Source organism: Thiohalophilus sp. (genome assembly GCF_034522235.1).
Taxonomy (GTDB): domain Bacteria; phylum Pseudomonadota; class Gammaproteobacteria; order UBA6429; family Thiohalophilaceae; genus Thiohalophilus.
Genome location: NZ_JAXHLN010000003.1, coordinates 2371590 through 2398118, shown reverse-complemented (window position 1 = coordinate 2398118; position 26529 = coordinate 2371590). Strand labels below are relative to the sequence as shown.

Sequence of the window (26529 nt, the reverse complement as noted above, 5' to 3'; positions counted from 1 at the left end):
GTGTAATGGTTTCCCCTCGGTCCTCGTCACTCGTCCCTCGTTACTCGCCTCCGGGCGGAGCCCGGGGCGTTGTCATATTGCCGTCATATTTAGTTCATAACCTTGTCACAACCGGTTTATACAGTACCCGCAACAAAACACAATTCTCGTAAGGAGAGCATCCATGTTCAAGAAAAAGCAGCTTCTGGCCTCGCTACTGGCACTGAGCTTTGTCTCCGGCCAGGCTTTTGCGCAAGCCAAAGTCGATTCCAATCTTCCGGACTACCAGAGCGCCAGTGGTGTTTCCGGCAACTTCTCCAGTATCGGTTCCGATACCATGAATAACCTCATGACGTTGTGGGCAGAGGACTATGCCAAGTTCTATCCCAACGTCAACATCCAGATTCAGGGTGCGGGTTCTTCTACTGCGCCGCCGGCCCTCGCGCAAGGTACCGCAAACTTTGGGCCGATGAGCCGTCAAATGAAAGGCAAGGAAGTCGAAGCCTTTGAAAAGAAATTTGGCTATCCGCCGACGCCTGTTGCAACCGCTATCGACGTTCTGGCGGTCTATGTCAATAAGGATAACCCGATCAAGAGTATGTCAATCCCGCAGGTCGATGCCGTATTCTCCGCGACCCGCCGCTGTGGTTACAAGGAAGATATCACCCGCTGGGGCCAGCTCGGTATGACCGGTGCCTGGGCATCGCGTGACATGACGCTCTACAGCCGTAATGCTGTATCCGGTACCTACGGTTATTTCAAGAAACATGCCCTGTGTGATGGTGATTACAAGGCTTCCATCAATGAACAGCCGGGCTCAGCATCTGTTGTGCAGGGTGTGACCGAGTCCCTGAACGGTATCGGCTATTCCGGCATCGGTTATATCACTTCCGGTGTGCGTGCAGTGCCGCTTGCAGAGAAAGACGGTAACCCCGCCTATGGAGCGACTCCGGAAAATGCAGCCAACGGCAAGTACCCGCTGGCCCGCATGCTGTATGTGTATGTCAACAAGAAACCCGGTCAGCCGTTGCCGCCGTTGGAGCGTGAGTTCTTCAAGATGGTGCTCTCCAAGCAGGGTCAGGAAACCGTGATTCGTGACGGTTATATCCCGCTGCCGGCTGCTGTTGCGGAACGCGAGCGTAAAAAGCTCGGAATCGAGTAACGCGATTGCTAAACAACCATCCCGCCGCGCGGGAGGGTTGTTAGCCAAAACTCTACGAGCCAAGTATAAACAGGAGCACAAATCATGAATCCGTTAAGAGCAATTACGCTCATTACCGTTATCGCCGTGGCGGCACTGTCCAGCAGCGCATGCGTGAGCCAGGAAGGCAACAAGGCAGAGACGTCGGCCACTACAGCAAAAGCCGCCGAGAAGTCCGGAGTGCGGGAACTTTTCACCGTATTTCACAAGGATGGTCGATTCTATGCTTTCGGTGATCGCAAGATATACAACAACTTTCTCAACCATATGGAACCGGCCTATATCCTGACCCGGATCGGTGCGGGACCGCAACGCCAGACGCTGACCTTCGGCATGACCAAGGCCGACACCAAAATGAAGGTTGACGAAGTCGATTATATCAACCTTTATACAGGTAAGGCCCAGCCCGCCGACAGTTTCTATGGTGAGGTGGTCAGGGATGGCCGTTTTTATGTGTTCGATGACTGGCATGATATGCAGGAATACATCAAGACAGGCGAGGCACCCTATATCTTCACTTATATCGGTAAGGGGCCGGAAGGGGCGACAGTCACCGTCGTGCGCAACAAAAAGACCAAGGGCGACAAGGCCAAGGTTGATGCGCTGATGGAGCGCTTTCGCGAAGTACATGGAATTTAAGAGAAAAATCTGACAGAGCCGCTCCGGCGGCTCTTGTCATTTTAGTGTCATATTTCGGTAATATATTCACCCCGCGAATTCCAGATTTTACACGCCACGCATAACAACGAGGTGACGGCACATGCAAGACCCCACCACGCAGCCTTTGCCGGCTGACTCCGCAGCCCCTGATCTGCTGCCGAGCAAGGAACGCCGTCTGCGACTGCGCCGCTGGCGCAACCTGAAGGACGGCCTATCCCGTTACAGCGTGGGGATCGGCGGTGGCGGCGTCGTGTTCGCCCTGGCGCTGATGTTTATCTATCTTTTCAGTGAAGTGGCACCAATGTTCAGCGGCGCTGATATTGAGCTGCGCAAGGAACTCAATATTTCCGGTCTCACCGGTGCCGCCCCCGCCGATATCGGGTATGCCGCCGTTGAGCGCTATGAAGAGGTCGGCGTGGTATATGGCCTCAACGGCAAGGCGACGCTGGTTGACATGGTCAATGCGCGCACGCGTAGCCATATCGACCTGCCTCTGCCGACGGATACCACGATTACGAGTTTTGCCGCCGGCGAGCCCCGCAGTAATGTGGTCGCATATGGTCTGTCCGATGGTTCGGCATTGATTGCCGAACATGCTTTTGGACTTGAGTTCGAGGGCGATGTGCGCCATATCAACGGTGAAATCGAGTATCCCCTGGGCAAAGAGCCTGTTGTCGTTGATGACAAGGGCTATGCCCTGACATATCTCGCAGTGCAAAAAAGTGATACGGGTTATGCCATCGCTGCCAGGACCGCCGACGGTCGATTGCTCATGAAAGTACTGGAAACCTCATCGAATTTTATGACCGGTGAGGTCGAGGTCACGCCCTATGACGTCAAGCTTTCTCTCCCGCCGGGTGAAATCGCCCACATGCTGGTGGACAATCGCCTGCTCAGTCTGTTTGTGTTCGACAAGCAGGGCCAGATGCACTATTACGATGTCAGCGAGCGCGATCCGGCACCGTTGGTCGAATCAGTCCGCGTGGTTCCGGAAGGAGAGCAGGTAACGGCAGCCGAGTTTCTGGTTGGTACGGTGTCCCTGATTGTCGGCGGCTCCGATGGCAGTGTGTCTCAGTGGTTTCTGATCCGTGATGACAAGAATATTTATCATCCGACCTTCGTACGCGATTTTCCGGCGCATTCGGCCGCGATAACCGCGATTGGGCCTGAACATCCGCGCAAAGGTTTTGCTACCGGCGATGCCAACGGCAACCTGGCCATTCATTTTGCGACATCCGAGAACACGGTGTTGGAACGCAAGTTGTTTGATGAGCCGATCCGGCATATTAGCTTTACGCCGCCGAACAAGGCGATGCTGGTCGTCGATGATCACGGCAAGGCCGAGTTCTACTCGGTGGATAATGAGCATCCCGACGTGTCATGGAGCGTACTATGGGAGAAGGTATGGTATGAGGGGCGATCCGAACCCGAGTATATCTGGCAGGCTTCGTCAGGGACGGATGAATTTGAACCAAAATACAGCCTGGTCCCCTTGTCGCTGGGGACTTTGAAGGCGGCGTTTTACGCCATGTTGTTTGCCATGCCGCTGGCGATCCTTGCCGCGATCTACACGGCCTATTTTATGAGTCCGAAACTGCGCGGTTACGTCAAACCTACGATTGAGGTGATGGAGGCGCTACCGACGGTGATTCTGGGCTTCCTCGCCGGGCTGTGGCTGGCGCCCTACATGGAGAACAATCTGCCCGCGATATTCAGTATTCTAATCCTGATGCCCTTGGCCTTTCTGATCATTGCCGGACTTTGGCAGCATATGCCGGTGCTGGTACGACGTACTTTTCCGCCGGGCTGGGAAGCCGTCGCCCTTATTCCGATTATTTTTCTGGTCGGTTGGGTGTGTGTAGTGATGAGCCCCTACGTCGAATTATGGTTTTTCGATGGCAGCATGCGGCAATGGCTGACTGATGTGGGTATCACCTATGACCAGCGTAACGCCATGGTTGTGGGTGTGGCGATGGGTTTCGCGGTGATACCAACCATTTACTCGATAGCCGAGGATGCGATATTCAGCGTACCCAAACATCTCACCCAGGGCTCGCTCGCGCTCGGTGCCACACCCATGCAGACTGTCGTTGGCGTGGTGCTGCCGACCGCCAGTCCCGGCATTTTCTCCGCGCTCATGATCGGCTTTGGTCGCGCCATCGGCGAGACGATGATCGTATTAATGGCGACGGGTAACAGCCCGATCATGAACTTCAATATTTTCGAGGGTATGCGTACCCTGTCGGCAAACATTGCCGTGGAGTTGCCGGAGACCGCCGTGCATAGCAGTCACTATCGAATCCTGTTTCTCGCGGCGCTGGTGCTGTTTATATTTACTTTTATTATCAATACGGTTGCCGAAGTCGTGCGGCAACGGTTACGCCGCCGCTATGCGTCGCTTTAATGGCTCGGGGGAAATCAGGTTATGAAAAATTGGTTTAAAAGCGATACGCCCTGGGTATGGCTCAATGCCGGTGCGCTGAGCCTGAGTATCGTTATGGTGGTTGGACTGCTCGGATTGATTGCCGTGAATGGCTTTGCTCATTTCTGGGCATCACCAGTCATCGAGACGAACTGGAGCGAACCCGGTGGCAAGGTGCAGCGCGTGCTTGGCGAGGTAGCTGATGAGGAGGTACTGACTGCCGCGGCAGCGAAGTCGGCGGGTATCCCTGTTGCGGAAGATAAAAAATTTGTCCGCCGCTATCTGTTCAAACAGGGAAATCGCGATATAGCAGGGCGTGACTTTGTCTGGTACCTGGAATCCCGGCTGGATCCCGAGTGGAAGACACCCGACAACGTGATCATGCTGGAACGCCGCGAATGGGGTAATTTCTACGGATATCCTGTCGAGCTACTCGAGGCCGGTCAGAGCGTTGCGCAGGGCGAGGCAGTCTGGACGGAACTGCTGGAGCGACTGGAGCGTAGTAATGATTTGTTTGCACGTATTCGTGAGATCGAACGTGATGACATCGGCGATATAAATTACCGTCAGGAACAATTGCGTCTGGAAGAGCGGCGAGTCGAATTGAATAACGCACTGTCAGATCAGGAAAAACGCGAACTCAAGGCGGAGATTGAAGCGAAACGCAAGCCGCTTACTGAACAGTACGATGCTTTACGTGCTGAACTTGCCGAATTGGATAAGAAAGTCTCTCGCGATGTCCTGGTGGCGGAAGTCATGGATGGTAACCAGGTCAAAATACCGCTGAAAAATATCGTGCGTGCGACACAGCCCAATGCTATGAGCCTGTTTGACAAGATTGGGTATTACATAGAGCGTTTTGTTGAATTCATCACTGATGAGCCGCGTGAGGCCAATACCGAGGGCGGAATTTTTCCCGCCATCTTTGGTACGGTGACGATGGTCTTGCTGATGACCGTATTTGTGACCCCCTTCGGCATATTGGCCGCGCTGTATCTGCGCGAGTACGCCAAACAGGGGCCGATACTGCGGATCATCCGCATCTCGGTCTATAATCTCGCGGGTGTGCCATCGATTGTCTTTGGCGTATTCGGCGTGGGATTTTTTGTTTACTTTCTCGGGGGGAATATTGACCAACTGTTCTTCCCCGAAGCCCTGCCGGCGCCCACTTTCGGGACCCCGGGGCTGTTCTGGGTATCGTTGACTCTTGCGCTGTTGACCTTGCCGGTCGTTATCGTGGCAACGGAAGAGGGGCTGGCACGTATTCCGCGTACCCTGCGCGAGGGCAGTTTTGCACTCGGGGCCACCAAGGCGGAGACGCTCTGGAAGGTCGTGGTGCCATTGGCTACGCCGGCGATGATGACCGGGATGATTCTCGCAGTGGCGCGTGCGGCTGGTGAGGTGGCGCCTCTGATGCTGGTGGGTGTCGTCAAGCTGGCACCCAGCCTGCCGGTCGACAGTTATGCGCCGTTCGTCCACCTGGAACGCAAGATAATGCACCTGGGCTTCCATATTTATGACGTCGGATTCCAGAGTCCGAACGTGGAGGCCGCCCGGCCGCTGGTTTATGCTACAGCGCTGATATTGGTCATGCTGATCCTGGTACTGAACCTGACTGCGATTGGCATCCGTAACCATCTGCGTGAAAAATACAAGAGCGCGAATGATTAAACCGAAACGATACTGACGCAATGACTATGAGAAATGCTGATATGAATGACAACACTACCGCTCAGGATGAAGATCAAACCAGGACCCATGGTCTCGGTACTGATTTGTTTACGAACGAGGCAGACGAGAGGCTCAGTTTTGATGATGAAGAAATCATCATTAACGTCAGGGACCTGAACCTGTTTTACAGCCAGGAACAGGCACTCAAGGATATCAATCTGCGCCTGCCGAAGAATCGGGTCACTGCATTTATCGGGCCCTCCGGTTGTGGAAAATCCACGCTGCTACGATGCTTTAATCGTATGAATGATCTGATCGATAACTGTCGTATCGAGGGGAATATTACTCTTGATGGGAAAGATATTAATGACAAGCTGACGGATGTGGCTGAATTGCGCCGACGGGTTGGTATGGTGTTTCAGAAGCCCAACCCGTTCCCCAAATCCATTTACGAAAATATCGCATACGGTCTGCGTCTGCAGGGTGTTAATAATCGGCGTGTGCTTGATGAAGTGGTCGAGCGTTCTCTCAAGAGTGCGGCACTATGGGACGAAGTCAAGGATCGACTGGACCAGAATGCCTTCGGACTGTCAGGTGGCCAGCAGCAACGTCTGGTTATTGCCCGGGCAATTGCCATCCAGCCCGAAGTCATCCTGCTTGATGAGCCGGCCTCGGCGCTGGACCCCATCGCCACGCTGAAGATCGAAGAGCTGATTTACGAGTTGAAGGAAAAATATACTATTCTGATTGTTACGCATAATATGCAACAGGCGGCGCGTATCTCCGATTATACCGCCTTTATGTATCTGGGTGAGATGCTCGAGTTTGACGACACCAATACGCTGTTTACAAATCCTTCGGTGAAGAAGACCGAGGATTACATTACCGGACGTTACGGTTAGCATGCGGGCCCGGTCTCACCTTATGGGCAGTGTTTTTGCAACTTTATGCCGCGCGCGGGAATATTACAGAGGATTCTAACATGGATAAAGCTGATCTAGGTCATCATATTTCACACCAGTTTGACGAAGAGCTGGAAGATATACGCAACCTCGTCATGCAAATGGGCGGCATCGTCGAGCAGCAACTCGGTGATGCCATCAAGGCTCTGACGGATCGGGATGAAGCACTGGCCGAACTCGTTGTTACCAGCGATTACAAGGTCAATGCCCTCGAAGTCCAGATTGACGAGGAATGTACCCGGATTATCGCCAAGCGCCAGCCTGCTGCCAGCGATCTGCGTCTGGTCATCGCGGTTATCAAGACTATTACCGACCTGGAACGCATCGGTGATGAAGCCGAACGCATCGGCCGCATGGCAATGCACTTTGCCGAATCCGGCAGTGATAATAAAATGATTACGGGTCTCATCCATATGGGTGAACGGGTGCACAAGATGCTGCATGACTCGCTGGATACCTTCGCCCGCATGGATGCGGATATGGCCATTGATGTTGCGCGCCAGGATCTCAAGATTGACAAACAGTACGAGAGCATTCTGCGCGAGCTGATGACCTACATGATGGAAGATCCCCGTTCCATCCCCGAGGTCATCAACATGATGTGGTCCGCCCGCGCCCTGGAGCGCATCGGCGACCGCGCCCGGAACATCTGTGAATACGTCATTTACCTGGTCAAGGGCAAGGATGTGCGTCACATCAGCCTGGAGCAGGTCGAGCGGGATGCGAGAAAAAAATAAGTTGGCAGAAGACAGTTGGCAGATGGCAGAAGCAGGGTGTGTTCCACGCACAGCCTCGTCACTCGGCCCTCGTAACTCGTCCCTGTTCCGGGAGTAGGCCGGACAAAGCGCCGCGGTGTCCGGCATCCGCCGGGGACATAACCCGGCTTGAGGATCGGCGCCTGCTATCGGTTTTCACCGTTCTGGTGGGAGAAGTAGAGTAGGTCAGGTTGCGCGCAGCGCTACCTGACATTCTCTGTATCGGTGAGGTGTCACGCAGGCTAACGCCAGCGTGAGCTACGCGTTTATTCTGCCTCGTTGCCCGGCCCTCGTAACTTGTCCCTGTTCTATACGGGAAAGACGACCATGTGATCCAGCGCCAGATCGACGGTGACGTTTTCACCGACGGCGAAGTCATGATGACTGGGGAACAGCGATAACACCTCGGTGTCGTCTTCCAGCTTTAAGGTATAAAGGATCTCGGCGCCCTTGAAAGCCCGTTGCAGGACCTTGCCCTGTAACGGACCCTCCGGGTCATAGACGATATCATCCGGACGCAGTAGCAATTCCACCTCCGTGCCGGGATCCCATTCATAGGCGCGATCGCCGCTGATTGTCCCCAGGGTGGTTTTGACCGTATCCGGGCTCACCAGGGTGCCCCGAACAAACACCCCCTGGCCGATAAAATCGGCCACGAAACGATTGGCCGGGGAGTGATAGAGGTTATAGGCCGTATCCCGTTGCAGGATGTGCCCCTCGCTCATCACGCCGATCTGATCGCCCATGGCAAAGGCTTCATGTTGATCATGGGTGACGAGAATGCCACTGATGCCCTGTTGCTTGAGAATCTCACGCACCTCGTTGCTCAGACGCTCACGCATATCGATGTCCAGGTTGGAAAACGGCTCATCCATCAGGATTAGCTCGGGGTGGGGTGCGAGAGCGCGGGCCAGGGCGACCCGTTGCTGCTGTCCGCCGGACAGTTCATGGATGTAGCGATGGCCCATGCCGCCCAGACCGACCACCTCCAGCATTTCATCGGTGATGCGCTTGCATTCACTCTTGCTCAGGTTGCGCAGCCCGAAGGTAATATTGCCGCAGACGTCCAGATGCGGGAACAGGGCGTAGTCCTGAAACACCATGCCGATGCGGCGCTTTTCCGGGGAGAGCGTATAGCCTGGATAGGAGATACGCTGATCCCGTAGCCGGATTTCCCCGGCATGCAGCGGTTGAAAGCCGGCGATGGCGCGCAGTACCGTGGTTTTGCCACAGCCGCTGGGTCCCAGCAGACAGACCAGATCCCCCTGATTGACGTGCAGATTCAGATTTTCGACTGCGGCAACGCCGCGATGCCGGCATTCAATCTGTTTGAGTTCGAGCAGGGGATGTCCCACGCAACACCTTGATATGCAATCGATTCAGGTCTGAATCATATCAGATTCGCCGCGGAGCGTAAGCCTCCGTCTGCGCATGCGGGGCTTTTGTCCGCCAATGGTCACAAAAACTTCACCGACTTTTAACGTTACTGTAAGACACCACGCACAAACTCGCCTTTGTCATTTTGCACACAACACGTGTTGCGTTGTTACCACAAACTTTTTGGGGAAGAGATATGAAAAAGAAACTGATTGCACTGGCCGTTACAGGCGCATTGATGACTCCGATGCTGGCTCAGGCCGCACCGACCGTTTACGGTAAAGTTCACCTGTCCTATGGTAACGTTGAAGATGGTACTGCTGGTGGTAACGACAACTGGCAGTTGCGCAGTCACGCTTCTCGCGTCGGCGTCAAGGGTGATCGTGATCTGGGCAATGGCCTGTCAGCCATCTACAAGTTCGAATGGCAGGTGGATTATGAACAGGGCACGGATGCCGGCTTTGATCGCCGTAACATGTATGCCGGTCTGAAGGGCGGCTGGGGCGAAGTTCGTTTTGGTCGTCATGACACGCCGCTGAAAATGGCCCAGGGCAAGTTCGACCAGTTCGGTGATACCGATGCGGATCTGAAGAACGCCGGTGACGAAGACGGTGAAAATCGTCTGGATAATGTCCTGGCCTATCTCGGCAAATCCGGTAATATCAAGTATGCCATTGCGCTGATCCCGGGTGAAGGCGACGGCACAACCGCTGGCGACGGTCCGGCTGATAGCATTTCAGCTTCTATCGCCTATGAATCCGGCCCGCTGTATGTGGCTCTGGCGCAGGATTCCTACGATGATACCGGTGCTGTTGCCGGCTCTGAGAACAGTATTACTCGCGTGGTTGGTACCTACAAGATGGGTAACATGCAGCTGGGTCTGCTGTATCAGACTGGTGTTGAAGGCGTATCTCCGTCTACTGACGAAGAAGACTGGCTGGGACTTAGCTTTAGCACCAAGTTCGGTGGTAAGAACAAGTTCAAGGCTCAGTACATCACGACTGAAGATAACCAAGCGTCAGCGGTGGAAAGTACTCTGATGGCCATCGGTGTCGATCACAAATTCGACAAGAAGACCAGTGGTTATCTGATGTACTCCAACCTGGACGAAGAACAGGGCGGTGCCACTATCACGGATGACACCTTCCTCGGCGCCGGCCTGGTTCTGAAATTCTAAAGCGGATTCAACAGAATAAAAGAGCAGGGAAAGTCGGCAACAGGGACGTTGTCGCCCGCTCCGAGAGTTGTTATGTGTGCTTAAGTACCCTGACGTCTGAGAGCGTCAGGGTTTTTTTGTGTCTGTTTTTCATAAAAAGAGAAAAACGCTGAGGCGTTTATGCCCGTTGTCTGGGTGCAAAGGGTCGCTATCGTCTTCCTGACTCACGTGACACTAGTACATCCCTGTACGTCGCGCAGAGGACCGCAGAGAATGAAAATTAATCCGTCCGATCATGAAGATTATGCAGTGGTAGGCCGGACATAGCAACGCGGTGTCCGGCAATCGGCGGTGTTGCCCGATGCCGCTTCGCTTTATCGGGCCTACGACTGCCTTTGGCGGCGAGACACAAAGCGGCTCTGCCGTTGCGGCGTGCTTTGTTAGAAAATGGTTTTTTATGAATTGGCGGGTTTCATAAGGGGGCGGCAATGTTGAGTGTGGCAAAATCGGATAGGGTGCGTTCTATGCACCGATCTTCTGCCTCGGAGCGGGTAATGGTGCGTAGAACGCACCCTGCATAGCTTTTCATGTAAATAATTCTACTTTGCGTTCTCCGCGCCTTTGCGCCCTCTGAGGTATTTCCAGTGCGGTTAATAAATGGTTTAACCCTATCGCCGTTGCGGCTCCAGCTCGGTCGGCACGGCCAGCAGATATTCGAGTAGTGCCTTTTGACTGTGCAGGCGGTTTCCCGCCTCTTCCCAGACTACGCTGTTGGGGTCGTCGATGATCTCGGTGGTGACTTCCTCCCCACGATGTGCGGGCAGGCAGTGCATGAAAAGTGCATCCTTGTTGGCCAGTGACATCAGTTGGGCATTGACCTGAAAGGCGGCGAACTGTTGCATGCGCAGTTCCTGTTCCTCTTCCTGACCCATACTGGCCCAGACGTCGGTGGTGATCAGATCCGCCCCACGCGCGGCGGCTTCGGGATCGTTACTCACAGTAATCCGATCGCCTGCCGCGGCGACGATCTCCGGCTCCGGTTCGTAACCGGGCGGGGTGGCGATCTGCAGCTGAAAATCGAACTGGCGCGCGGCATTGATATAGGAATGGCACATGTTGTTGCCGTCCCCGATCCAGGCCACGGTCTTGCCCTTGATGGCCCCGCGATGCTCGCGAAACGTCTGCATGTCCGCCAGCAGCTGGCAGGGGTGATAGAGATCGGTCAGGGCGTTGATCACCGGCACCCGCGAATATTCGGCGAAGCGTTGTACCGTGTCATGGGCAAAGGTGCGGATCATGATGATATCCACCATGCGCGACAGTACCCGGGCGCTGTCCTGCACCGGCTCGCCACGGCCGAGCTGGGTATCCCGGGGCGACAAAAAGATCGCATGCCCGCCAAACTGGACCATACCGGTTTCAAAGGAGACACGAGTGCGGGTGGAAGACTTGTCAAAAATCATCCCCAGTACCTTGTTCTTCAGCGGCTCATAAATCGCGCCGCGCTGCTGCATCTGTTTGAGTTCGATGGCTCGATCGATCAGTTGATCGAGGACATGTGCTTCGAAGTCCAGCAGCGTCAGAAAATGTTTTACCATGTTCGAATTCCTCTTTGGGAACCTCAGGCAAGAAAGGCCTGAATCAGTTCGCTAACGTCGGTGACAATCTGTTCGGCCTGTTCATCGCTGAGAATCAACGGGGGCAGCAGGCGCACCGTGTTACCGGCGGTGACATTGATCAGCAGCCCCTGGTCGAGCGCCCGGGTCATCAGTTCGCCGCAGGGCCGATCCAGCTCTACCGCCAGCATCAGCCCCTTGCCGCGGCATTCCACCACCCCGTCGGTATTCGCCAGGTTGTGATAGAGGCCGTTGAGCATGTGCTGGCCCAGCCAGCCGGCGCGGGCGGCCAGTTGCTCCTGTTCCAGGGTGTCGATCACCGCCAGGGCGGCGGCACAGACCAGCGGATTGCCGCCGTAGGTGCTGCCGTGCTGACCGGGCTGGAACAGCCCGGCCGCCTTGCCGCGCGCCAGGCAGGCGCCGATGGGCACGCCGTTGCCCAGCCCCTTGGCCAGGGTGATGATATCCGGCTGGATGTCGCTGTGTTCAAAGGCGAACCAGCGGCCGGTGCGGCACATGCCGGTCTGGATCTCGTCGACGATCAGCAACCAGTCCTGTGCATCGCACAACCGGCGCAACTGTGGCAGGTAGTCGTCGGCGGGAATGCGGATGCCGCCTTCGCCGGTGATCGGCTCGACCATCACCGCGACAATGTCGTCCCGCAGGGCGGCCAGCTGTTCGATCGCGTCCACATCGTCATAGGCGACATGCACAAAACCGGGAACCAGCGGCTCGAAGCCGGCCTGGATTTTCGGGTTGCCGGTCGCGCTCAGGGTGGCCAGGGTGCGGCCGTGGAAGCTGCCGTCCATGACCACAATGGTCGGATTCGCGATCTGTTTTTGCCGACCGTGCAGGCGCGCCAGCTTGATCGCCGCCTCGTTGGCCTCGGCGCCGGAATTGCAGAAAAAGGCCCTGTCCATCCCGGCCAGATCGGTCAGCCGCGCGGCCAGGGTTTCCTGCCTGGCGATGTGGTACCAGTTGGAGGTATGTACCAGGGTGCGCGCCTGCTCGGCGAGGGCCTCGGCGACCGCCGGATGGGCGTGGCCCAGGCCGCAGACCGCCACCCCGCTCAGGGCGTCGAGATAACGCTTTTCGTCGGTATCCCACAACCAGGGCCCCTCGCCACGGACAAAAGTCACGGGCAGCGGCGCATAATTGTGCATCAAATGATCGGCCATGTTTCAGGTTCCGCTAATTTACCGGTCCAGGAAAATAAAACGGCAGCCCTGCGCGGACTGCCGGAAAACCGTTAATTCTAGCCCCCCACGGCCCGAAGTCAACAAAACCGTTGACTTCGGGAGGGCCGGGGGACGAGGTACGAGTGACGAGGCGGGTTTGCCGCGGCCGGGATTTAAATAAAAACGGCCCGGTTGTCAGGGACAACCGGGCCGTTTTGTTTTGCTGTCAGGTTCAGTCAGGAAAGAGAGGAAAGAGTGGGAGGGGTGGAAGCTGTTTGCCTCGTCCCTCGTCCCTCGTCCCTGTGTTTTAGAACGGCATCCCGTGCATATGCCCTGTCATGCCGAGGATCATCGGAATGGACAGCAGGGTGTTGGTGCGCGAGGCCATCAGGGCGATGAACTTGGCCTTGGCTTTTTCGGCGTCGGAGGCTTCCACCAGGCCCAGTACCTTCTTCTGGTTCGGCCAGATCAGGACCCAGACATTGAACAGCATGATGGTGCCCAGCCAGGCGCCCATGCCGATAACCTGGTAACCCTGCTGGAAGGTAAACGCGGCAACAAAGCCGGAGCCGTCCGCCGTGTGCAGGGCTTCCAGCGCCAGCGCACCGGTGATCCAGGTGGCAACGGCCGCCCAGCGGAACCAGAGCAGCGCGAGCGGTGCGACATACTTGCCAATGGCCGCCGGTCCGGGGCCGTCAGAGTCCGCGGTGGCAACGGCCTGTGCCGGAACCTGAACGAAGTTAAAGTAATAGAGCAGACCAATCCAGGCGATCCCGACGAGGACGTGGACCCAGACCCAGAATTCCAATGGATTGACGGCACCGCCGCGTCCCATCACAAAGATGATGATGATCGACAGGATGATGCCCGAGACGATCGTTCCGGTAATCGACTTGAGTGGATTCATAACGGTTTTTTCCCCTCTGATATTGATGTGTGTTGGTTAGATTGTTCTGCGGATCTTATTTTGAGTATTTTACTATAGTATTCTCCTGGCGGTCACCCCTGTTTAAGGCCGCTTCCGGTCAGGATTCGCCGTGGGTGCTACAATCGCCAACTTGCGAAATAGGGTAGTGTGTTTCATGGATGCTGTCGACCTGAGTATTTTTTCCAGCCGACTGGATGCGGTATGCGACGAAATGGGCGCCGTGCTGCAGCGTGCCGCCTTTTCACCCAACATTCGGGATCGGCTCGATTTCTCCTGTGCCATCTTCGATGCTGGCGGCCAGCTCTGTGCCCAGGCGGCGCATATCCCGGTGCACCTGGGTAGCATGGCCTATGCCATGGCGGATATTGTGCGGCAGATCGACTGGCAGCCGGGCGATATGGTGATCGTTAACGATCCTTATCTGGGCGGTACCCACCTCCCCGACGTGACCGTGATCGCGCCCCTGTTTGTGGCCGGCGAATGTCTCGGCTATGTTGCCAATCGCGCCCATCATGCCGACATCGGTGCCGAGTCCCCCGGTTCCATGCCCATCTCCTCAACCCTGGAAGAAGAAGGGCTGGTACTGCCCCCCACCAAACTGGTGGTGGCCGGCGAGCTGGACAGCGCCTTGCTGGAGCGGATTGTCGGCCAGGTGCGCAGCGGTGCCACCGGGCGCGGCGACTTTGCCGCGCAGATGAGCGCCAATCGTGCCGGCCTCGGTCGCCTGGCGGAACTGATCGCGCCGTTGGGCAAGGCGGCCTTTGTCAGCGGCCTGGTACAACTGAATGCCTATGCCGAGCGTCTGGCTTGCAGTGCCCTGGCGGCGATTCCCGAGGGGGACTACGCCTTTGTCGATTATCTGGATGATGACGGCCTGGACCACACCGATCTGGCTATCGCGGTGAATCTGCAGGTGCGGGCGGGCCAGGTGAGCGTGGATTTTCAGGGCACCGCAGCGCAGACGCCCGGTAATGTGAACTGCCCGTTGTCGGTGGCGGCTGCCGCGGTCTATTACGTCTTCCGCTGCCTGATGCCGTCGCAGACCCCGGCCTGTGCCGGCAGTTTTCGGCCCATTACCCTGCAGGCGCCCGAAGGTTGTCTGGTGAATGCCCGGCGTCCGGCGGCGGTGGCCGCCGGTAACGTGGAGACCAGTAGCCGCATCGTTGATGCGGTCATGGGTGCCCTGGCGCAAGCCATTCCCGAGCGCATTCCCGCCGCCAGCCACGGCAGCATGAACAACCTGGCTATGGGATATGCGGGGGGCCATGCCGGGGAGCACGAAACGCCGGCCTGGGATTATTACGAGACCGTCGGCGGCGGCATGGGCGCCGGCCACGCTGGCGGCGGGCTCGACGGTGTGCAGACCCACATGACCAATACCCGCAACACGCCGCTGGAAGTCCTCGAGTCCAACTACCCGGTGCGCCTGCGCCGCTACGCCCTGCGCACCGGCTCCGGCGGTGCCGGACAACGCCGCGGCGGCGACGGCCTGATCCGCGAATTCGAATTCCTCGCCCCCGCCTCGGTCACACTCCTCACCGAACGGCGCACCCACGCCCCCTGGGGCCTCGAAGGCGGCGAGCCCGGGCAGCCGGGCATCAATCGCCTCAACGGACAGTCGTTGCCTGGCAAGATCAATATCAGCGTCAAGACTGGAGATATTCTCACCATTGAGACGGCCGGCGGGGGTGGATATGGGCAACGAAGGGACGAGGGACGAGTAACGAGTGACGAGGAAAAACATTAACCATTAAGACGCGAAGACACGAAGGAAAACAAATCGTTCTCTATATCCACGAGCTTTCGGATTTTCTGATCATGTGTGAGCAGAAGAGACATACTGTTATTCTGGCAGATGGTCTTTGGGAAGCGTCTCTGATAAAAAGATATTGATTTTAATTGAGGGTCGGGAATGTGGTGTTTCCTCGTCACTCGTCCCTCGTAACTCGGACCTGTTTTTGAGGGACGAGGTAAAGTATTAACCACCAAGTCACGAAGACACGAAGAATAACAAGCTTTTTGAAACTTTGTGGAATGGTACGATGCGCAGCTTCGTGCCGTGTTAGTCTCTGGCAGTTGTTTATGGTGACAAGGCACTGACTTTAATTTGAGCAGGGCGTGAATGAGTTTTCCTCGTCACTCGTCCCTCGTAACTCGGACCTGTTTTTATATGTGTGGCATTTGCGGCGAATTAAGACTCGACGGTCGACCGGCGCAACCGGCGACGGTCAAGCGGATGCTGCCGGCATTGGCGCGGCGGGGGCCGGATTTTGAGGACAGCTGGTCGAATGATCAAATCGCGCTGGGGCATCGGCGGCTGGCGATCATCGATCTCTCCGAACGCTCCAATCAACCGCTGGTGGATCGCGAACTGGGTCTGGTGCTGGTGTTCAACGGTGCCATCTATAATTACCGTGAGCTGCGCGCTGACTTTATCCGTGAAGGGTATTCATTTTCTTCCGACGGTGATTCGGAAGTCATCCTCAAGGCGTATCACAAGTGGGGCGAACGCTGTCCCGAGTATCTGCACGGCATGTTCGCCTTCGCTATCTGGGATTTGAATCACCGGACGTTGTTCCTGGCCCGGGATCGCATGGGCATCAAACCGCTCTATTATTCGCTGGATAATCACCGCCTGTTGTTTGCCTCGAACCTGCAGGCGGTTCTGGCGGCCGGTGGCGTGGATACCGATGTGGATCCGGTCGCGCTGCATCACCAGTTTACCCTGCACGGCGTGGTCCCGGCGCCGCATACTATTTTAAAGGGTGTGCGCAAGCTGGTGCCCGGCACTTCCATCACCTTCGCCCATGGCGAATCACCACGCGAGCGCCGTTACTGGCATCTGCCGGCGCAGCGGCCGGCGCAAGCGTTGAGCGAAGCCGAGTGGACCGGTGTGATTCACGATGCGCTGCGCGATGCCGTACGCAAGCGGCTGGATGTGGCCGATGTCCCGGTCGGGGTGTTGCTCTCCGGCGGGCTGGATTCCAGTTTGCTGGTGGCGCTGCTGGACGAGGCGGGGGTGAAGGATCTGCGCACCTTTTCGATCGGCTTCGAGGATCAACCCGAAGAGAAAGGCAGCGAGTTTGAATACTCGGATCAGGTGGTGGAACGCTACCGGACCCGGCACAAGCAATATCATATTCCCAACGAAGAGGTCCTGCCGCGCCTGCCCGAGGCGGTGGCGCAAATGGCCGAGCCGATGTTCGGCCAGGATGCGGTAGCTTTTTACCTGCTCGGCGAGCGGGTCTCGCAGGAGGTCAAGGTGGTACAGAGCGGCCAGGGTGCGGACGAGGTGTTCGCCGGCTACTTCTGGTATGGGCAGATGCAGCAGGATACGGAAGGCACGGACGTGGAGCGCTTTGCCCGCTACTACTTCGATCGACCGCACAGCGAGTTCAACGAGATGGTCACCGAGCCCTGTCGCGGGGCGGATGTTACCTCGCAGACCATTGCCGCGTTGCTGGGCGAGCCCCAGGCCGACGAGTTCATCGATCGGGTACTGCGCATGGATGTCACCACCCTGATCGTCGACGATCCGGTCAAACGGGTGGACAATATGACCATGGCCTGGGGCCTGGAGGCGCGGGTGCCGTTCCTCGATCATCAGCTGGTGGAACTGGCCGCGCAAATGCCACCCGAGCTCAAACTGGGCAATGGCCCCGGCGGCGAGGGGCCCAAGCACATTCTCAAGCGGGTCGCCCGCGGACTGGTGCCGGATGCCGTGATCGATCGGCCCAAGGGCTATTTCCCCATGCCGGCACTCAAATACGTGCGTGGCGAGTTTCTCGATTTTATGCGGGATTGGGTCAATTCCGACGCCTGCCGGGCGCGGGGAATCTACCAGCGGGAGTACGTGGACAAGCTGCTGGCCGCGCCGGATCAACACTTTACGGCCCTGCGCGGCAGCAAGCTCTGGCATATGGCCCTGCTGGAACTGTGGTTTCAGACCCACGTCGATCCCTTGAAAAACGGCTGAGCCGGCAGCATTTACAAGAATACAGCGCCCCTTTTATACCAGAGTATTTTGCTATGGTATTTGCCTGGCAAACCGGGTATATTAGGTATTACTGATTTTAGTGGCGCGTCCCAGGCGGCGTGGCCGACCACAAACGCCAATATCGAGGTGCGAGTAATGGATGCATTGGAACGAATCGACGACATTGTCAAAAAGAACCCGGTTGTGATCTTTATGAAAGGTACACCCACCATGCCCCAGTGCGGCTTCTCCAGCCGGGCGGCCCAGGCGCTGATGGAATGCGGCAAGGAATTCGCCCACGTCAACATCCTGACCGATCCCGAAATCATGGAAAACCTGCCCAAGTACCAGAACTGGCCGACCTTCCCGCAGATCTACATCAACGGCGAACTGATCGGCGGCTGCGACATCACCCTGGAAATGTACCAGAAGGGTGACCTGCAGAAGGCGGTGGGTGAAGCCGCACAGTAAACGGCAAGCGCCTTGCGCACGACCCGAAACCCGGCCCAGGCCGGGTTTTTTGTGCCTTTTTCTTATGCTCTGGGAAACAACGCGGAGGACGCGGAGGCGCGGAGACGCAGAGTTCGCAAAGATATAATGTTGAATGTTGAATTTTAAATTTTGAGTTGCAGAGCCGGGCCCATTCAAAATTCAACATTCAACATTCAAAATTATTACTTTCTCCGCGCCTCTGCGCCTCCGCGTCCTCCGCGTTTATTTAGATAGTCTCTCTACTATTTTCAGCCTGATTTCAGCTTGACCGCCTAGACTGTGTCCCCAGAGTCAGGAGGTGGTTATGATGAAGACAGAGAAAGAAGTCCGGGTCTGGGACATTTTTGTACGGTTTTTTCACTGGGCGCTGGTGCTGAGCTTTACACTGGCCTACCTCAGCAGCGAGGATGAATGGCTGGGAGTGCATACCTTCGCCGGTTATAGCGTGCTGCTGCTGATCAGTTTGCGGCTGATCTGGGGCCTGATCGGCACGCGCCATGCCCGCTTCAGTGATTTTGTCAAACGCCCCGCCGAGATCAAGCAGTATCTCAAAGAGGTGTTCCTGTTGCGACCCAAACGTTATCTGGGCCACAACCCGGTTGGCGGTGCCATGATTGTGCTGATGTTGATCGCATTGCTGGTGACAACATTGAGCGGACTGGCAACCTATGCGGTGGAAGAGGGCGCGGGGCCGCTGGCCGGCTGGATCGCGCAGGAAGCCGCGGCCTGGGAAGTGGTCGAGGATGTCCATGAGTTTTTCGCCAACTTTACCCTGTTGCTGGCGTTGATCCATGTGGCGGGCGTACTGCTGGAAAGTCTGCTGCATCGGGAGAATCTGGTGCGCGCGATGTTCACCGGCAAAAAATCATTACATAGTGAACAATAGAGAAGGAGAGAAATGATGCGTTATAAATCAGTACTGTTCAGCCTGTTGGCGGCCGGTGGTATCGGCATCCTCGCAAGTCAGGGGATTGATGTGATGGACTCCGCCCGGGCGGATGATAAACTGGATTACCGGGAGGCCCGGGAATTGCGTCAGCAGGGTAAAATCCTTTCCCTGCAGGAAATTTTGAAGCAAGTCGAAAAAGACTATCCCGGCCAGGTCATCGAGACCGAGCTGGAGCGTGAAGACGGCAGCTATATCTATGAGCTGGAGATTCTGACCGACAAGGATCGGGTCATGAAACTGGAAGTGGATGCCGCCAGCGGCAAGATTCTGGAAATCGAGGAAGAGGACTGAGACTTGCGACTGCTACTGGTCGAGGATGAAACGCAACTGGCCGAATCGCTCAAGGCGAAACTGGTCGACGCCGGGTATGTCGTCGACCTGGCCCATGACGGGGTCGAGGGTGAATACCTGGGCCGGGAGTTTGAGTACGACACCATCATCCTCGATCTGGGTCTGCCGCAGCGCAGCGGTCTGGACGTCTTGCAAAACTGGCGCGAGGCCAGAATCAGCACGCCGGTGTTGATCCTGACCGCGCGGGACAGCTGGCAGGACAAGGTGACCGGACTGCAGAGCGGTGCGGATGATTATCTGACCAAGCCGTTTCACAGCGAAGAGTTACTGGCCCGGGTACAGGCCCTGATCCGCCGGCGCTATCAGTCGGCTGGCAGTCAACTCGAAGGCCGGGGCTGGCTGCTGGATGAAGAGACCCAGACCGTGAGTAACGGTGAACAAAGCTTCCAGCTAACCGGTACCGAATACCGCTTGCTACGTTATTTCATGCTCAATCCGGGCAAGGTGCTGTCCAAGACGCGACTCACCGAACACGTGTATGAAATGGATACGGATCGGGACAGCAATGTCATCGAGGTTTATGTCCGTCGCCTGCGGGATCGACTGGGCAAGGACATTATTCAGACCCGGCGTGGTCAGGGCTATATCTTCGCGCCATGATATTCCGTTCCCTGCGCGCCAATCTCAATCTCGGTCTGCTGGTGACCATCATTGTGCTGGCTGTTGTGCTCTGGGCCCTGATTGGTCTCGCGGCCGAAAAGATCACCGGTGAATATATCCAGAGCCGGCTGGAACATGATGCCGAGAGCCTGCTGGTTGCCGCTAATTTCGATAACGACGGGCAACTGGTACTGGATGAGAAAAAAATCCAGAATATCTATCATCGGCCCTTTTCCGGCCACTATTTCATCATTCAGGCCGGCAATAACACGCACTATTCCCGTTCGCTGTGGGATGAAACATTAACCGTCCCGGATATCGGTAATACGAACAAGGTGGCAATCAGTCAGCAGAGCGGTCCACGTAATCAATCATTGCTCGTTCGCCAGCAGCGTTATGAAAAACAGGGTCAGGATTTATTGATTGTGACCGCCGAGGATGTCTCGCACATCTACGCGGAAATACACGGGTTTCAGAAACAGTTCGGTGCCTCGATTCTGCTGATTATTATCGTCTTGCTTGCGGCACAGAGCGCGATTATCCATTTTGCCATGCGACCGGTTCGCCAGGCGCAACAGGCCATTGGCCAGCTCGAATCCGGGCAGGCCAGCCAGCTGCCCGAGAATGTCCCCTCCGAAGTGTTGCCGCTGGTCAGGGAAGTCAACCGGCTGTTGCAGCGTCAGCAACAGCGACTGGAACGTTCCCGGCATGCCATGGGCGATGTGGCGCATGCCATCAAAACACCCCTGGCCCTGATTCATCAGTGGTATGAATCCCTCGATGATTCGGAACAACAACGCCATGCACGGGTGTTGCAGCAGATCCGGCAAATCCAGCAACGGGTCGACAGCGAACTCAAACGGGCCCGTCTGGCCGGTGACAGGCGCAGCCACAAACGATTTGATCTGCAACAGGATCTGCCACCGCTCCTCGATACGCTGCAGCGCCTGTATCAGGACAAACCGGTCGAACTCGAGCTACAGAACGCCGAGGATGCTCTGCTGCCGCTGGAGAAGGAAGATGCCACCGAACTGCTGGGTAACCTGCTGGACAATGCCTGGAAATGGACCCATAGCCGTATTCGTCTTGAATTTTCCGAACAGGATGACAACCTGCGTATCAGCGTCGAAGACGACGGCCCCGGCATCGATCCGCAACAGGCCGCCACCCTGCTGCAACGCGGACAACGCCAGGACGAAACCGTCAGCGGCCACGGCATCGGCCTGTCCATCGTCAAACAGGTCGTCGAAAGCTACCACGGCACCCTGCAACTGGATCATAGCGAACAGCTCGGCGGCCTGCGAGTAGTAGTAGAACTACCTTTATCCAATGAAGTGAATGGTTAACCGCAGAGACGCAAAGAGCGCGGAGCTAAAATAATTTTGAATTTTGAATTTTGAATTACAAGTTCATTACGAATTTAACATTCAAAATTCATCATTCAACATTATCAAGTCCTCTGCGTCTCTGCGGTGAAAGCTTTAATATTATTCAGACGTGTTCATGTCATCCCAGCGGTTGACGATGTCGCAGAACAGCTCGGCGGTGCGTTCGGCATCGTAGACGGCGGAGTGGGCTTCGTTGTTGTCCCATTCGATCCCGGCGGCTTTGGCGGCGCGGGCCAGGACGGTCTGGCCGAAGGCGAGTCCGCCCAGGGTGGCGGTGTCGAAGGTGCTGAACTGGTGAAAGGGGATTTTCTTGAAACCCTGGCGGTTGGCGGCCGCCTTGATGAAGCCGAGATCGAAAAACGGGTTGTGCCCGACCAGAATCGCCCGGCTGCATTGCTGAACCCGGACTATCTCGGCGATCGGCTCAAAGATCAGTTCCAGCGCCTCGGCTTCCGGTTTGGCCATGCGAAACGGATGGTAGGGATCGATACCGGTGAACTCCAGCGCCCTGGGGTCCAGCTGTGCGCCTTCAAAGGGCTCAACATGACAGGCGATGGTTTCGGCCGGTTTGACCTTGCCCTTACCATTCATAATGATGGGCACGGCGGCGATTTCAAGCAGGGCATGGCTGTGACAATCGAACCCGGCGGTTTCCACGTCGACTACGACGGGCAGAAAACCACGAAAGCGTTTGGAAATACGGGACATCGGACAGCCTTGAACATTGCAGGGTAATAGCGGCAGTGCGTATTATCACAGTTTCGTTGCAGCCAGGAAAGAGACGGGGCGGGTTTTTCATGAAACAGGTCTATTTCGGTATTTCGCGTATTGTTACGGCGGCTATGCTGTTGTTGGCACTTGGTGTTGCTCAGGCCGGGGAACAGCAGGGTATATTGTGGGAAATCGCTCCCGAATCGGGCCAGGCGAGCTATCTGCTTGGCACCATTCACAGCGAGGATCCCCGGGTAACCCGGTTACCTCCACCGGTACAGAAGCGTTTTGATCAGTCGGACATCTTTTGTGCCGAAATGCAACTGGATCCGGCAACCCAGATCCAGATGAGCCAGGGGATGATGTATCTCAATGGTCAGAAACTGGATCAGCAGATCGGCCCCGAGCTTTATCAACAAACCGTCACATTGATCGCCGATTACGGTATTCCCGAACAGCTGGTACCCATGTTCAAACCCTGGGCGGCCGGTTTGCTGCTGAGTGTTCCCAAACCCGAATCGGGCATGTTTCTCGATTATGTGTTGTATCAAACCGCGCAGGAACAGGGTAAGCAATTGTGTGGTCTGGAAACCCCGGAAGACGTCATTGAGTTATTCGATAACACGCCGCTGAAAACCCAGATCAACCTGTTGCGGGTCGCGGTTCGCGAACACCGCCATCTGGAAGAAATGGTCGAGGAAATGCTGCAGATTTACCTGGCGCGCGATCTCGATGGCCTGCTGGCATTCAGCGAACGGGAACTGGAAAAATCGGGTAAGGATGTCAGTGCGCTGGTCAACGACAGTCTGATCGAACAACGTAACCGCAACATGCTGGAAACCATGCAGGCGCAGCTGGCAAAAGGTAATGCCTTTATCGCCGTCGGCGCCCTGCATCTGCCCGGCGACGTCGGCCTGTTACGCATGCTGGAAGAACAGGGCTATCGGGTCAAAGCCGTCTATTAACCCGGGCCCTTCGGGCAGGGCCCAGGGACGAGGTACGAGTGACGAGGTGCAGCTGTAGGTCAGGTTGCGCGTAGCGCTACCTGACATTCTCTTGACCCCGGTTCCGGTTTTTAACGGTTGGTGGGAGCGCCCCACGGGCGCGATTGCCGGGCGATGGTGGGGTCGCGGTCGTCGTCGCTCCCGGCGTCCTGCCTACCGCGACATTAGCACTTCCCTGTGCGTCGCCCGCTCCCACAGGTAAAGGCAGTTCTTGGTACTTAGTACTTAGAACTCAGCACTCAGCACTAATCTTTCATTCGCCAGTGAACAACCTCGCCGGCACGCAGCGGAATCAGCTCTTCCTCGCCAAACTTCATGCCGCTGGCCACTGTCCAGTCTTCGCGGATCAGGGTGATGCGATCGCTGTTGCGCGGCAGGCCGTAAAAATCGGCGCCGTAGTGGCTGGCGAAGCCTTCCAGTTTGTCCAGTGCACCGGCCTCGTCGAAGGCTTCGGCATACAGCTCCAGCGCGGCATGGGCGGAGTAAATCCCGGCACAACCGCAACCCGACTCCTTGGCGTGGCGCGGATGCGGGGCGCTGTCGGTGCCGAGAAAGAACTTGCCCGTGTCACTGATCGCCGCCTTGAGCAGCGCCTGGCGATGTTGTTCCCGCTTGAGGATCGGCAGGCAGAAGTGGTGTGGATTCATGCCGCCGCGGAACATGGCATTGCGGTTCATCAGCAGATGATGCGGGGTGATGGTCGCGCCCAGGTTATCGGGGCCGGCATGGACGAACTCGGCGGCCTGACGGGTGGTGATGTGTTCCAGCACGACCTTGAGCGGCGGGAACCGTTCGAGTAACGGCCGCAGGGTGCGGTCGATATACACCGCCTCGCGATCGAAAATATCGATCTCCGGTTCGGTGGCCTCACCATGAATCAGTAACGGCAGGCCGGCCTGGGCCATCGCCTCGATGGCGTCCCAGGTTTTCTCGATTGCCGTGACACCCGCCGCCGAGTTGGTGGTGGCGCCGGCGGGATAGAGTTTCACGGCATGCACGTGCGGATGCGCCGCCGCCTTGCGGATTTCCTCCGCCGTGGTGTCATCGGTGAGGTACAGGGTCATCAGGGGATTGAACGACGTCCCCTCCGGCAGCGCGGCCAGAATCCGTTGCCGGTAAGCCAGGGCCTGCTCCACGGTGGTCACCGGGGGTTTGAGATTGGGCATGATGATCGCCCGGGCGAAGCGTCGGGCAGTATCGCCCAGCACGTCAGCTAAAACCGCGCCGTCGCGCACATGCAGGTGCCAGTCGTCCGGGCGGGTAAGGGTAATCTGATCCATGACGGTATTATGCATCTTATCCGGTTGGTGTTCTAGCGAAAGGCAGGTCGGGGTAACGAGGACATTCAAACCCTTTATTCCCCGGTCCGTAGGAGCGGCTCAGCCGCGATAGCCCTATCCGTGCGACAAGGCCTGTCGCGCCGGAGGCGCTCCTACCTTTCATGCGTTCCGGGAAGCAGTGCGCAGGACGTCGAGACGCCGGGTTAAAAGGGAAGAGATCATCTCATGGTGCAACGACTGAATACGCCGGCGTTTTCCCGGGTTCAGGCTGTCGGATCGGACTCGATGGTTCCCCCGGCCCGGACCCAGTCGTTTTCCTGCTGCTCGACTTCATAGCGCGCCCAGTAGGCGAATTCTTCCCGAGTCGCGGTGCCGGTAGTGTAACGGTTGTGACCGCTGACGATCTTGTAGATCACCTTGTCACGGGTCGGCTCTTCGTGCGGGGATTCGTCGATGATCTGTCGCACCTGCCAGAGGCTGCCATACAGCCCGTTGCTGTAATAGTGGCCGAGCTTGATGTCTTCCGGTTGCAGGTGCCTGGTTTCGGAATACTTTGAAGCCAGTGAATAGAGCTGCACCAGGTCGTCAGCGGTCATATCCACCAGCAGATCCATTTTACGCATTGCGTAATCGAGATCGTCCTGGGACAGTCTCGGAATATTGTATTCCTGTTTTTGCGTCGGGCCGCCTTTTGAAACAGATTTCATCAGACTGGCCGGGTAGCGCCGCCAGGGGAACAGGTAGTTAAAGCCGATGGCGACCAGGAAAATGATAAAGGCATTGAGCAATACTGGCGTAAGAACATATTGATAACCCAGGGCATGGATGGCGTCGCCGCCAATCACCGCAGCCAGCGCGGAAGCACCGCCCGGTGGATGAATGCAGGACATGTAATGCATCAGGGTAATTGCGATACCCACCGCCAGGCCGGCGGCAAGAAATACATCGGGAACATACAGGTAACAGGTCATTCCGACTACGGCGGAAATACCATTACCGCCCAGTACGTTCCAGGGCTGGGACAACTTGCCGTGTGGTACCGCGAAGACCAGCACCGCCGAGGCACCCATGGACGGTACGATCATGGCGGCGCCTTCGAAGCCGGTGAAATAGTAGCTGACGACCGCGATCAGAAAGATACCGACAAAGCCGCCGGCGCCGGAGGCGAGTCGTTCGGCATGACTGACCTGTTCAGGTGAATAACCAAAAAAATCTCTGATACTCATCCATCAATTCCCCAATTTTTTAACCTGGGTGTGACGATAACAGGTGGTAATGTGATCGTTGACCATTCCCGCCGCCTGCATATAGGCGTAACAAATGGTCGGGCCGACAAAACAAAAACCATGTTTTTTTAAATCACGACTCATGGCTTCTGATCGTTTTGTCGAGGCCGGTACCTGTCGATCGTCCTTCCAGTAGTTTTGAATCGGTCGTCCATCAACGAATTGCCAGATGTAGTCACTAAAGCTGTCGTATTGTTCGCGTAACAGCAAAAACGCCCGGGCATTGTCGACCGCTGATTCGATTTTGAGTCGGTTGCGGATGATAGCGGAATTTTGCAGTAATTGCTCTATTTTGGTGCGAGAGAAACGGACGATCTTTTCCGCGTTAAAATTGTGGAAAGCCTCGCGATAGGCGTCGCGTTTTTTCAAAATGGTGATCCAGCTCAGCCCCGCCTGCGCGCCTTCGAGGATCAAAAACTCGAACAGCAAGCGGTCATCGTAAACCGGCACGCCCCATTCCTGGTCGTGGTAGTCGATATAGATCGGATCGGGCCCGGCCCAGCCGCAGCGGTGTGGCATGGTGTTGTTCCATAGAGAATAATTTTCAAGCTAAAAACTCTCGCAGAGACGCTAAGGCGCAGAGCATT

At 56.5% G+C, this 26529-nt stretch carries 23 protein-coding genes; 15 read left to right on the top strand and 8 right to left on the bottom strand.

What is annotated here, in order from left to right; genetic code table 11:
* The first annotated feature begins 163 nt into the window (after positions 1 to 163).
* The 6 genes from U5J94_RS14755 (at position 164) to phoU (ending at position 7632) form a co-directional block, all read left to right on the top strand.
* On the top strand, positions 164 to 1141 hold the full coding sequence (locus U5J94_RS14755; protein ID WP_322566382.1) for a phosphate ABC transporter substrate-binding protein: 978 nt from the start codon (positions 164 to 166) through the stop codon (positions 1139 to 1141).
* A gap of 84 nt (positions 1142 to 1225) precedes the next feature.
* A complete protein-coding gene (locus U5J94_RS14750) occupies positions 1226 to 1819 on the top strand; it encodes a hypothetical protein (RefSeq protein ID WP_322566381.1) in 594 nt (197 codons plus the stop codon).
* 121 nt (positions 1820 to 1940) lie between these two features.
* The gene (locus tag U5J94_RS14745; protein ID WP_322566380.1) at positions 1941 to 4244 is read left to right on the top strand and encodes an ABC transporter permease subunit; all 2304 of its coding nucleotides are present in this window, start codon (positions 1941 to 1943) and stop codon (positions 4242 to 4244) included.
* A gap of 21 nt (positions 4245 to 4265) precedes the next feature.
* A complete protein-coding gene (gene pstA, locus U5J94_RS14740; RefSeq protein ID WP_322566379.1) occupies positions 4266 to 5933 on the top strand; it encodes a phosphate ABC transporter permease PstA in 1668 nt (555 codons plus the stop codon).
* Between the two features lie 41 nt (positions 5934 to 5974).
* Positions 5975 to 6835 (top strand): phosphate ABC transporter ATP-binding protein PstB, encoded by an 861-nt coding sequence (gene pstB, locus U5J94_RS14735; RefSeq protein ID WP_322566378.1) that lies wholly within the window; start codon positions 5975 to 5977, stop codon positions 6833 to 6835.
* 80 nt (positions 6836 to 6915) lie between these two features.
* The gene (phoU, locus tag U5J94_RS14730) at positions 6916 to 7632 is read left to right on the top strand and encodes a phosphate signaling complex protein PhoU (RefSeq protein WP_322566377.1); all 717 of its coding nucleotides are present in this window, start codon (positions 6916 to 6918) and stop codon (positions 7630 to 7632) included.
* 326 nt (positions 7633 to 7958) lie between these two features.
* On the opposite strand, the gene U5J94_RS14725 is transcribed toward phoU, so the two are convergent.
* Positions 7959 to 9005, bottom strand: a complete 1047-nt coding sequence (locus U5J94_RS14725; RefSeq protein WP_322566376.1) for an ABC transporter ATP-binding protein — start codon at positions 9003 to 9005, stop codon at positions 7959 to 7961.
* Positions 9006 to 9223: 218 nt separating this feature from the next.
* On the opposite strand from U5J94_RS14725, the gene U5J94_RS14720 reads away from it, so the two are divergent.
* Entirely contained in the window at positions 9224 to 10204 is a 981-nt protein-coding gene (locus U5J94_RS14720; RefSeq protein WP_322566375.1) for a porin, read from the top strand.
* A gap of 647 nt (positions 10205 to 10851) precedes the next feature.
* Here U5J94_RS14720 and argF read toward each other — a convergent pair.
* The 3 genes from argF to U5J94_RS14705 form a co-directional block, all read right to left on the bottom strand.
* Entirely contained in the window at positions 10852 to 11781 is a 930-nt protein-coding gene (gene argF / locus U5J94_RS14715) for an ornithine carbamoyltransferase (protein ID WP_322566374.1), read from the bottom strand.
* Positions 11782 to 11804: 23 nt separating this feature from the next.
* Positions 11805 to 12977, bottom strand: coding sequence for an acetylornithine transaminase (locus U5J94_RS14710; protein ID WP_322566373.1), 1173 nt, complete (start codon positions 12975 to 12977; stop codon positions 11805 to 11807).
* 307 nt (positions 12978 to 13284) lie between these two features.
* A complete protein-coding gene (locus U5J94_RS14705) occupies positions 13285 to 13884 on the bottom strand; it encodes a urate hydroxylase PuuD (RefSeq protein ID WP_322566372.1) in 600 nt (199 codons plus the stop codon).
* A gap of 175 nt (positions 13885 to 14059) precedes the next feature.
* Between U5J94_RS14705 and U5J94_RS14700 the strand changes: the two genes are divergently transcribed.
* The 7 genes from U5J94_RS14700 (at position 14060) to U5J94_RS14670 (ending at position 21619) form a co-directional block, all read left to right on the top strand.
* Positions 14060 to 15652 (top strand): hydantoinase B/oxoprolinase family protein, encoded by a 1593-nt coding sequence (locus U5J94_RS14700; protein WP_322566371.1) that lies wholly within the window; start codon positions 14060 to 14062, stop codon positions 15650 to 15652.
* A gap of 423 nt (positions 15653 to 16075) precedes the next feature.
* Positions 16076 to 17881 (top strand): N-acetylglutaminylglutamine amidotransferase, encoded by a 1806-nt coding sequence (locus tag U5J94_RS14695; protein WP_322566370.1) that lies wholly within the window; start codon positions 16076 to 16078, stop codon positions 17879 to 17881.
* Between the two features lie 156 nt (positions 17882 to 18037).
* Positions 18038 to 18352, top strand: coding sequence for a Grx4 family monothiol glutaredoxin (gene grxD / locus U5J94_RS14690; protein WP_322566369.1), 315 nt, complete (start codon positions 18038 to 18040; stop codon positions 18350 to 18352).
* Positions 18353 to 18677: 325 nt separating this feature from the next.
* Positions 18678 to 19259 carry a cytochrome b/b6 domain-containing protein gene (locus tag U5J94_RS14685; protein ID WP_322566368.1) on the top strand — a complete coding sequence of 194 codons (582 nt, stop codon included), beginning with the start codon at positions 18678 to 18680 and terminating at the stop codon, positions 19257 to 19259.
* A 12-nt stretch (positions 19260 to 19271) separates the two neighbouring features.
* Entirely contained in the window at positions 19272 to 19613 is a 342-nt protein-coding gene (locus U5J94_RS14680) for a PepSY domain-containing protein (protein ID WP_322566367.1), read from the top strand.
* Positions 19614 to 19616: 3 nt separating this feature from the next.
* Complete coding sequence (locus U5J94_RS14675; protein WP_322566366.1) at positions 19617 to 20273, top strand: response regulator transcription factor; 657 nt, start codon at positions 19617 to 19619, stop codon at positions 20271 to 20273.
* Positions 20270 to 21619 (top strand): sensor histidine kinase, encoded by a 1350-nt coding sequence (locus U5J94_RS14670; RefSeq protein WP_322566365.1) that lies wholly within the window; start codon positions 20270 to 20272, stop codon positions 21617 to 21619. Before U5J94_RS14675 ends, U5J94_RS14670 begins: the two co-directional genes overlap by 4 nt.
* A 141-nt stretch (positions 21620 to 21760) precedes the next feature.
* Here the strand turns inward: U5J94_RS14670 and rnt are convergent, their stop codons facing one another.
* A complete protein-coding gene (gene rnt / locus U5J94_RS14665; protein ID WP_322566364.1) occupies positions 21761 to 22369 on the bottom strand; it encodes a ribonuclease T in 609 nt (202 codons plus the stop codon).
* 89 nt (positions 22370 to 22458) lie between these two features.
* On the opposite strand from rnt, the gene U5J94_RS14660 reads away from it, so the two are divergent.
* Positions 22459 to 23337 carry a TraB/GumN family protein gene (locus U5J94_RS14660; protein ID WP_322566363.1) on the top strand — a complete coding sequence of 293 codons (879 nt, stop codon included), beginning with the start codon at positions 22459 to 22461 and terminating at the stop codon, positions 23335 to 23337.
* A gap of 284 nt (positions 23338 to 23621) precedes the next feature.
* On the opposite strand, the gene pyrC is transcribed toward U5J94_RS14660, so the two are convergent.
* From pyrC to U5J94_RS14645, 3 genes are all read right to left on the bottom strand, one after another.
* Positions 23622 to 24656, bottom strand: a complete 1035-nt coding sequence (gene pyrC, locus U5J94_RS14655; protein ID WP_416224016.1) for a dihydroorotase — start codon at positions 24654 to 24656, stop codon at positions 23622 to 23624.
* Between the two features lie 263 nt (positions 24657 to 24919).
* Positions 24920 to 25882: an HPP family protein gene (locus U5J94_RS14650; protein WP_322566361.1), complete on the bottom strand. Its 963-nt coding sequence runs from the start codon at positions 25880 to 25882 to the stop codon at positions 24920 to 24922.
* Positions 25883 to 25885: 3 nt separating this feature from the next.
* Positions 25886 to 26461, bottom strand: coding sequence for a DNA-3-methyladenine glycosylase I (locus tag U5J94_RS14645; RefSeq protein WP_322566360.1), 576 nt, complete (start codon positions 26459 to 26461; stop codon positions 25886 to 25888).
* Between the last annotated feature and the right edge of the window lie 68 nt (positions 26462 to 26529).

Bases quoted from the DNA above. Each gene is read 5' to 3' on its own strand.
- phoU (WP_322566377.1), top strand. From the start codon at position 6,916: ATGGATAAAGCTGATCTAGGTCATCATATTTCACACCAGTTTGACGAA.
- U5J94_RS14650 (WP_322566361.1), bottom strand. From the start codon at position 25,882: ATGAGTATCAGAGATTTTTTTGGTTATTCACCTGAACAGGTCAGTCAT.
- rnt (WP_322566364.1), bottom strand. From the start codon at position 22,369: ATGTCCCGTATTTCCAAACGCTTTCGTGGTTTTCTGCCCGTCGTAGTC.
- U5J94_RS14750 (WP_322566381.1), top strand. From the start codon at position 1,226: ATGAATCCGTTAAGAGCAATTACGCTCATTACCGTTATCGCCGTGGCG.
- U5J94_RS14745 (WP_322566380.1), top strand. From the start codon at position 1,941: ATGCAAGACCCCACCACGCAGCCTTTGCCGGCTGACTCCGCAGCCCCT.
- U5J94_RS14695 (WP_322566370.1), top strand. From the start codon at position 16,076: ATGTGTGGCATTTGCGGCGAATTAAGACTCGACGGTCGACCGGCGCAA.
- pstB (WP_322566378.1), top strand. From the start codon at position 5,975: ATGAATGACAACACTACCGCTCAGGATGAAGATCAAACCAGGACCCAT.
- argF (WP_322566374.1), bottom strand. From the start codon at position 11,781: ATGGTAAAACATTTTCTGACGCTGCTGGACTTCGAAGCACATGTCCTC.
- grxD (WP_322566369.1), top strand. From the start codon at position 18,038: ATGGATGCATTGGAACGAATCGACGACATTGTCAAAAAGAACCCGGTT.
- U5J94_RS14755 (WP_322566382.1), top strand. From the start codon at position 164: ATGTTCAAGAAAAAGCAGCTTCTGGCCTCGCTACTGGCACTGAGCTTT.
- U5J94_RS14705 (WP_322566372.1), bottom strand. From the start codon at position 13,884: ATGAATCCACTCAAGTCGATTACCGGAACGATCGTCTCGGGCATCATC.
- U5J94_RS14700 (WP_322566371.1), top strand. From the start codon at position 14,060: ATGGATGCTGTCGACCTGAGTATTTTTTCCAGCCGACTGGATGCGGTA.
- U5J94_RS14720 (WP_322566375.1), top strand. From the start codon at position 9,224: ATGAAAAAGAAACTGATTGCACTGGCCGTTACAGGCGCATTGATGACT.
- U5J94_RS14710 (WP_322566373.1), bottom strand. From the start codon at position 12,977: ATGGCCGATCATTTGATGCACAATTATGCGCCGCTGCCCGTGACTTTT.
- U5J94_RS14685 (WP_322566368.1), top strand. From the start codon at position 18,678: ATGATGAAGACAGAGAAAGAAGTCCGGGTCTGGGACATTTTTGTACGG.
- U5J94_RS14645 (WP_322566360.1), bottom strand. From the start codon at position 26,461: ATGCCACACCGCTGCGGCTGGGCCGGGCCCGATCCGATCTATATCGAC.
- U5J94_RS14670 (WP_322566365.1), top strand. From the start codon at position 20,270: ATGATATTCCGTTCCCTGCGCGCCAATCTCAATCTCGGTCTGCTGGTG.
- U5J94_RS14660 (WP_322566363.1), top strand. From the start codon at position 22,459: ATGAAACAGGTCTATTTCGGTATTTCGCGTATTGTTACGGCGGCTATG.
- pyrC (WP_416224016.1), bottom strand. From the start codon at position 24,656: ATGGATCAGATTACCCTTACCCGCCCGGACGACTGGCACCTGCATGTG.
- pstA (WP_322566379.1), top strand. From the start codon at position 4,266: ATGAAAAATTGGTTTAAAAGCGATACGCCCTGGGTATGGCTCAATGCC.
- U5J94_RS14680 (WP_322566367.1), top strand. From the start codon at position 19,272: ATGATGCGTTATAAATCAGTACTGTTCAGCCTGTTGGCGGCCGGTGGT.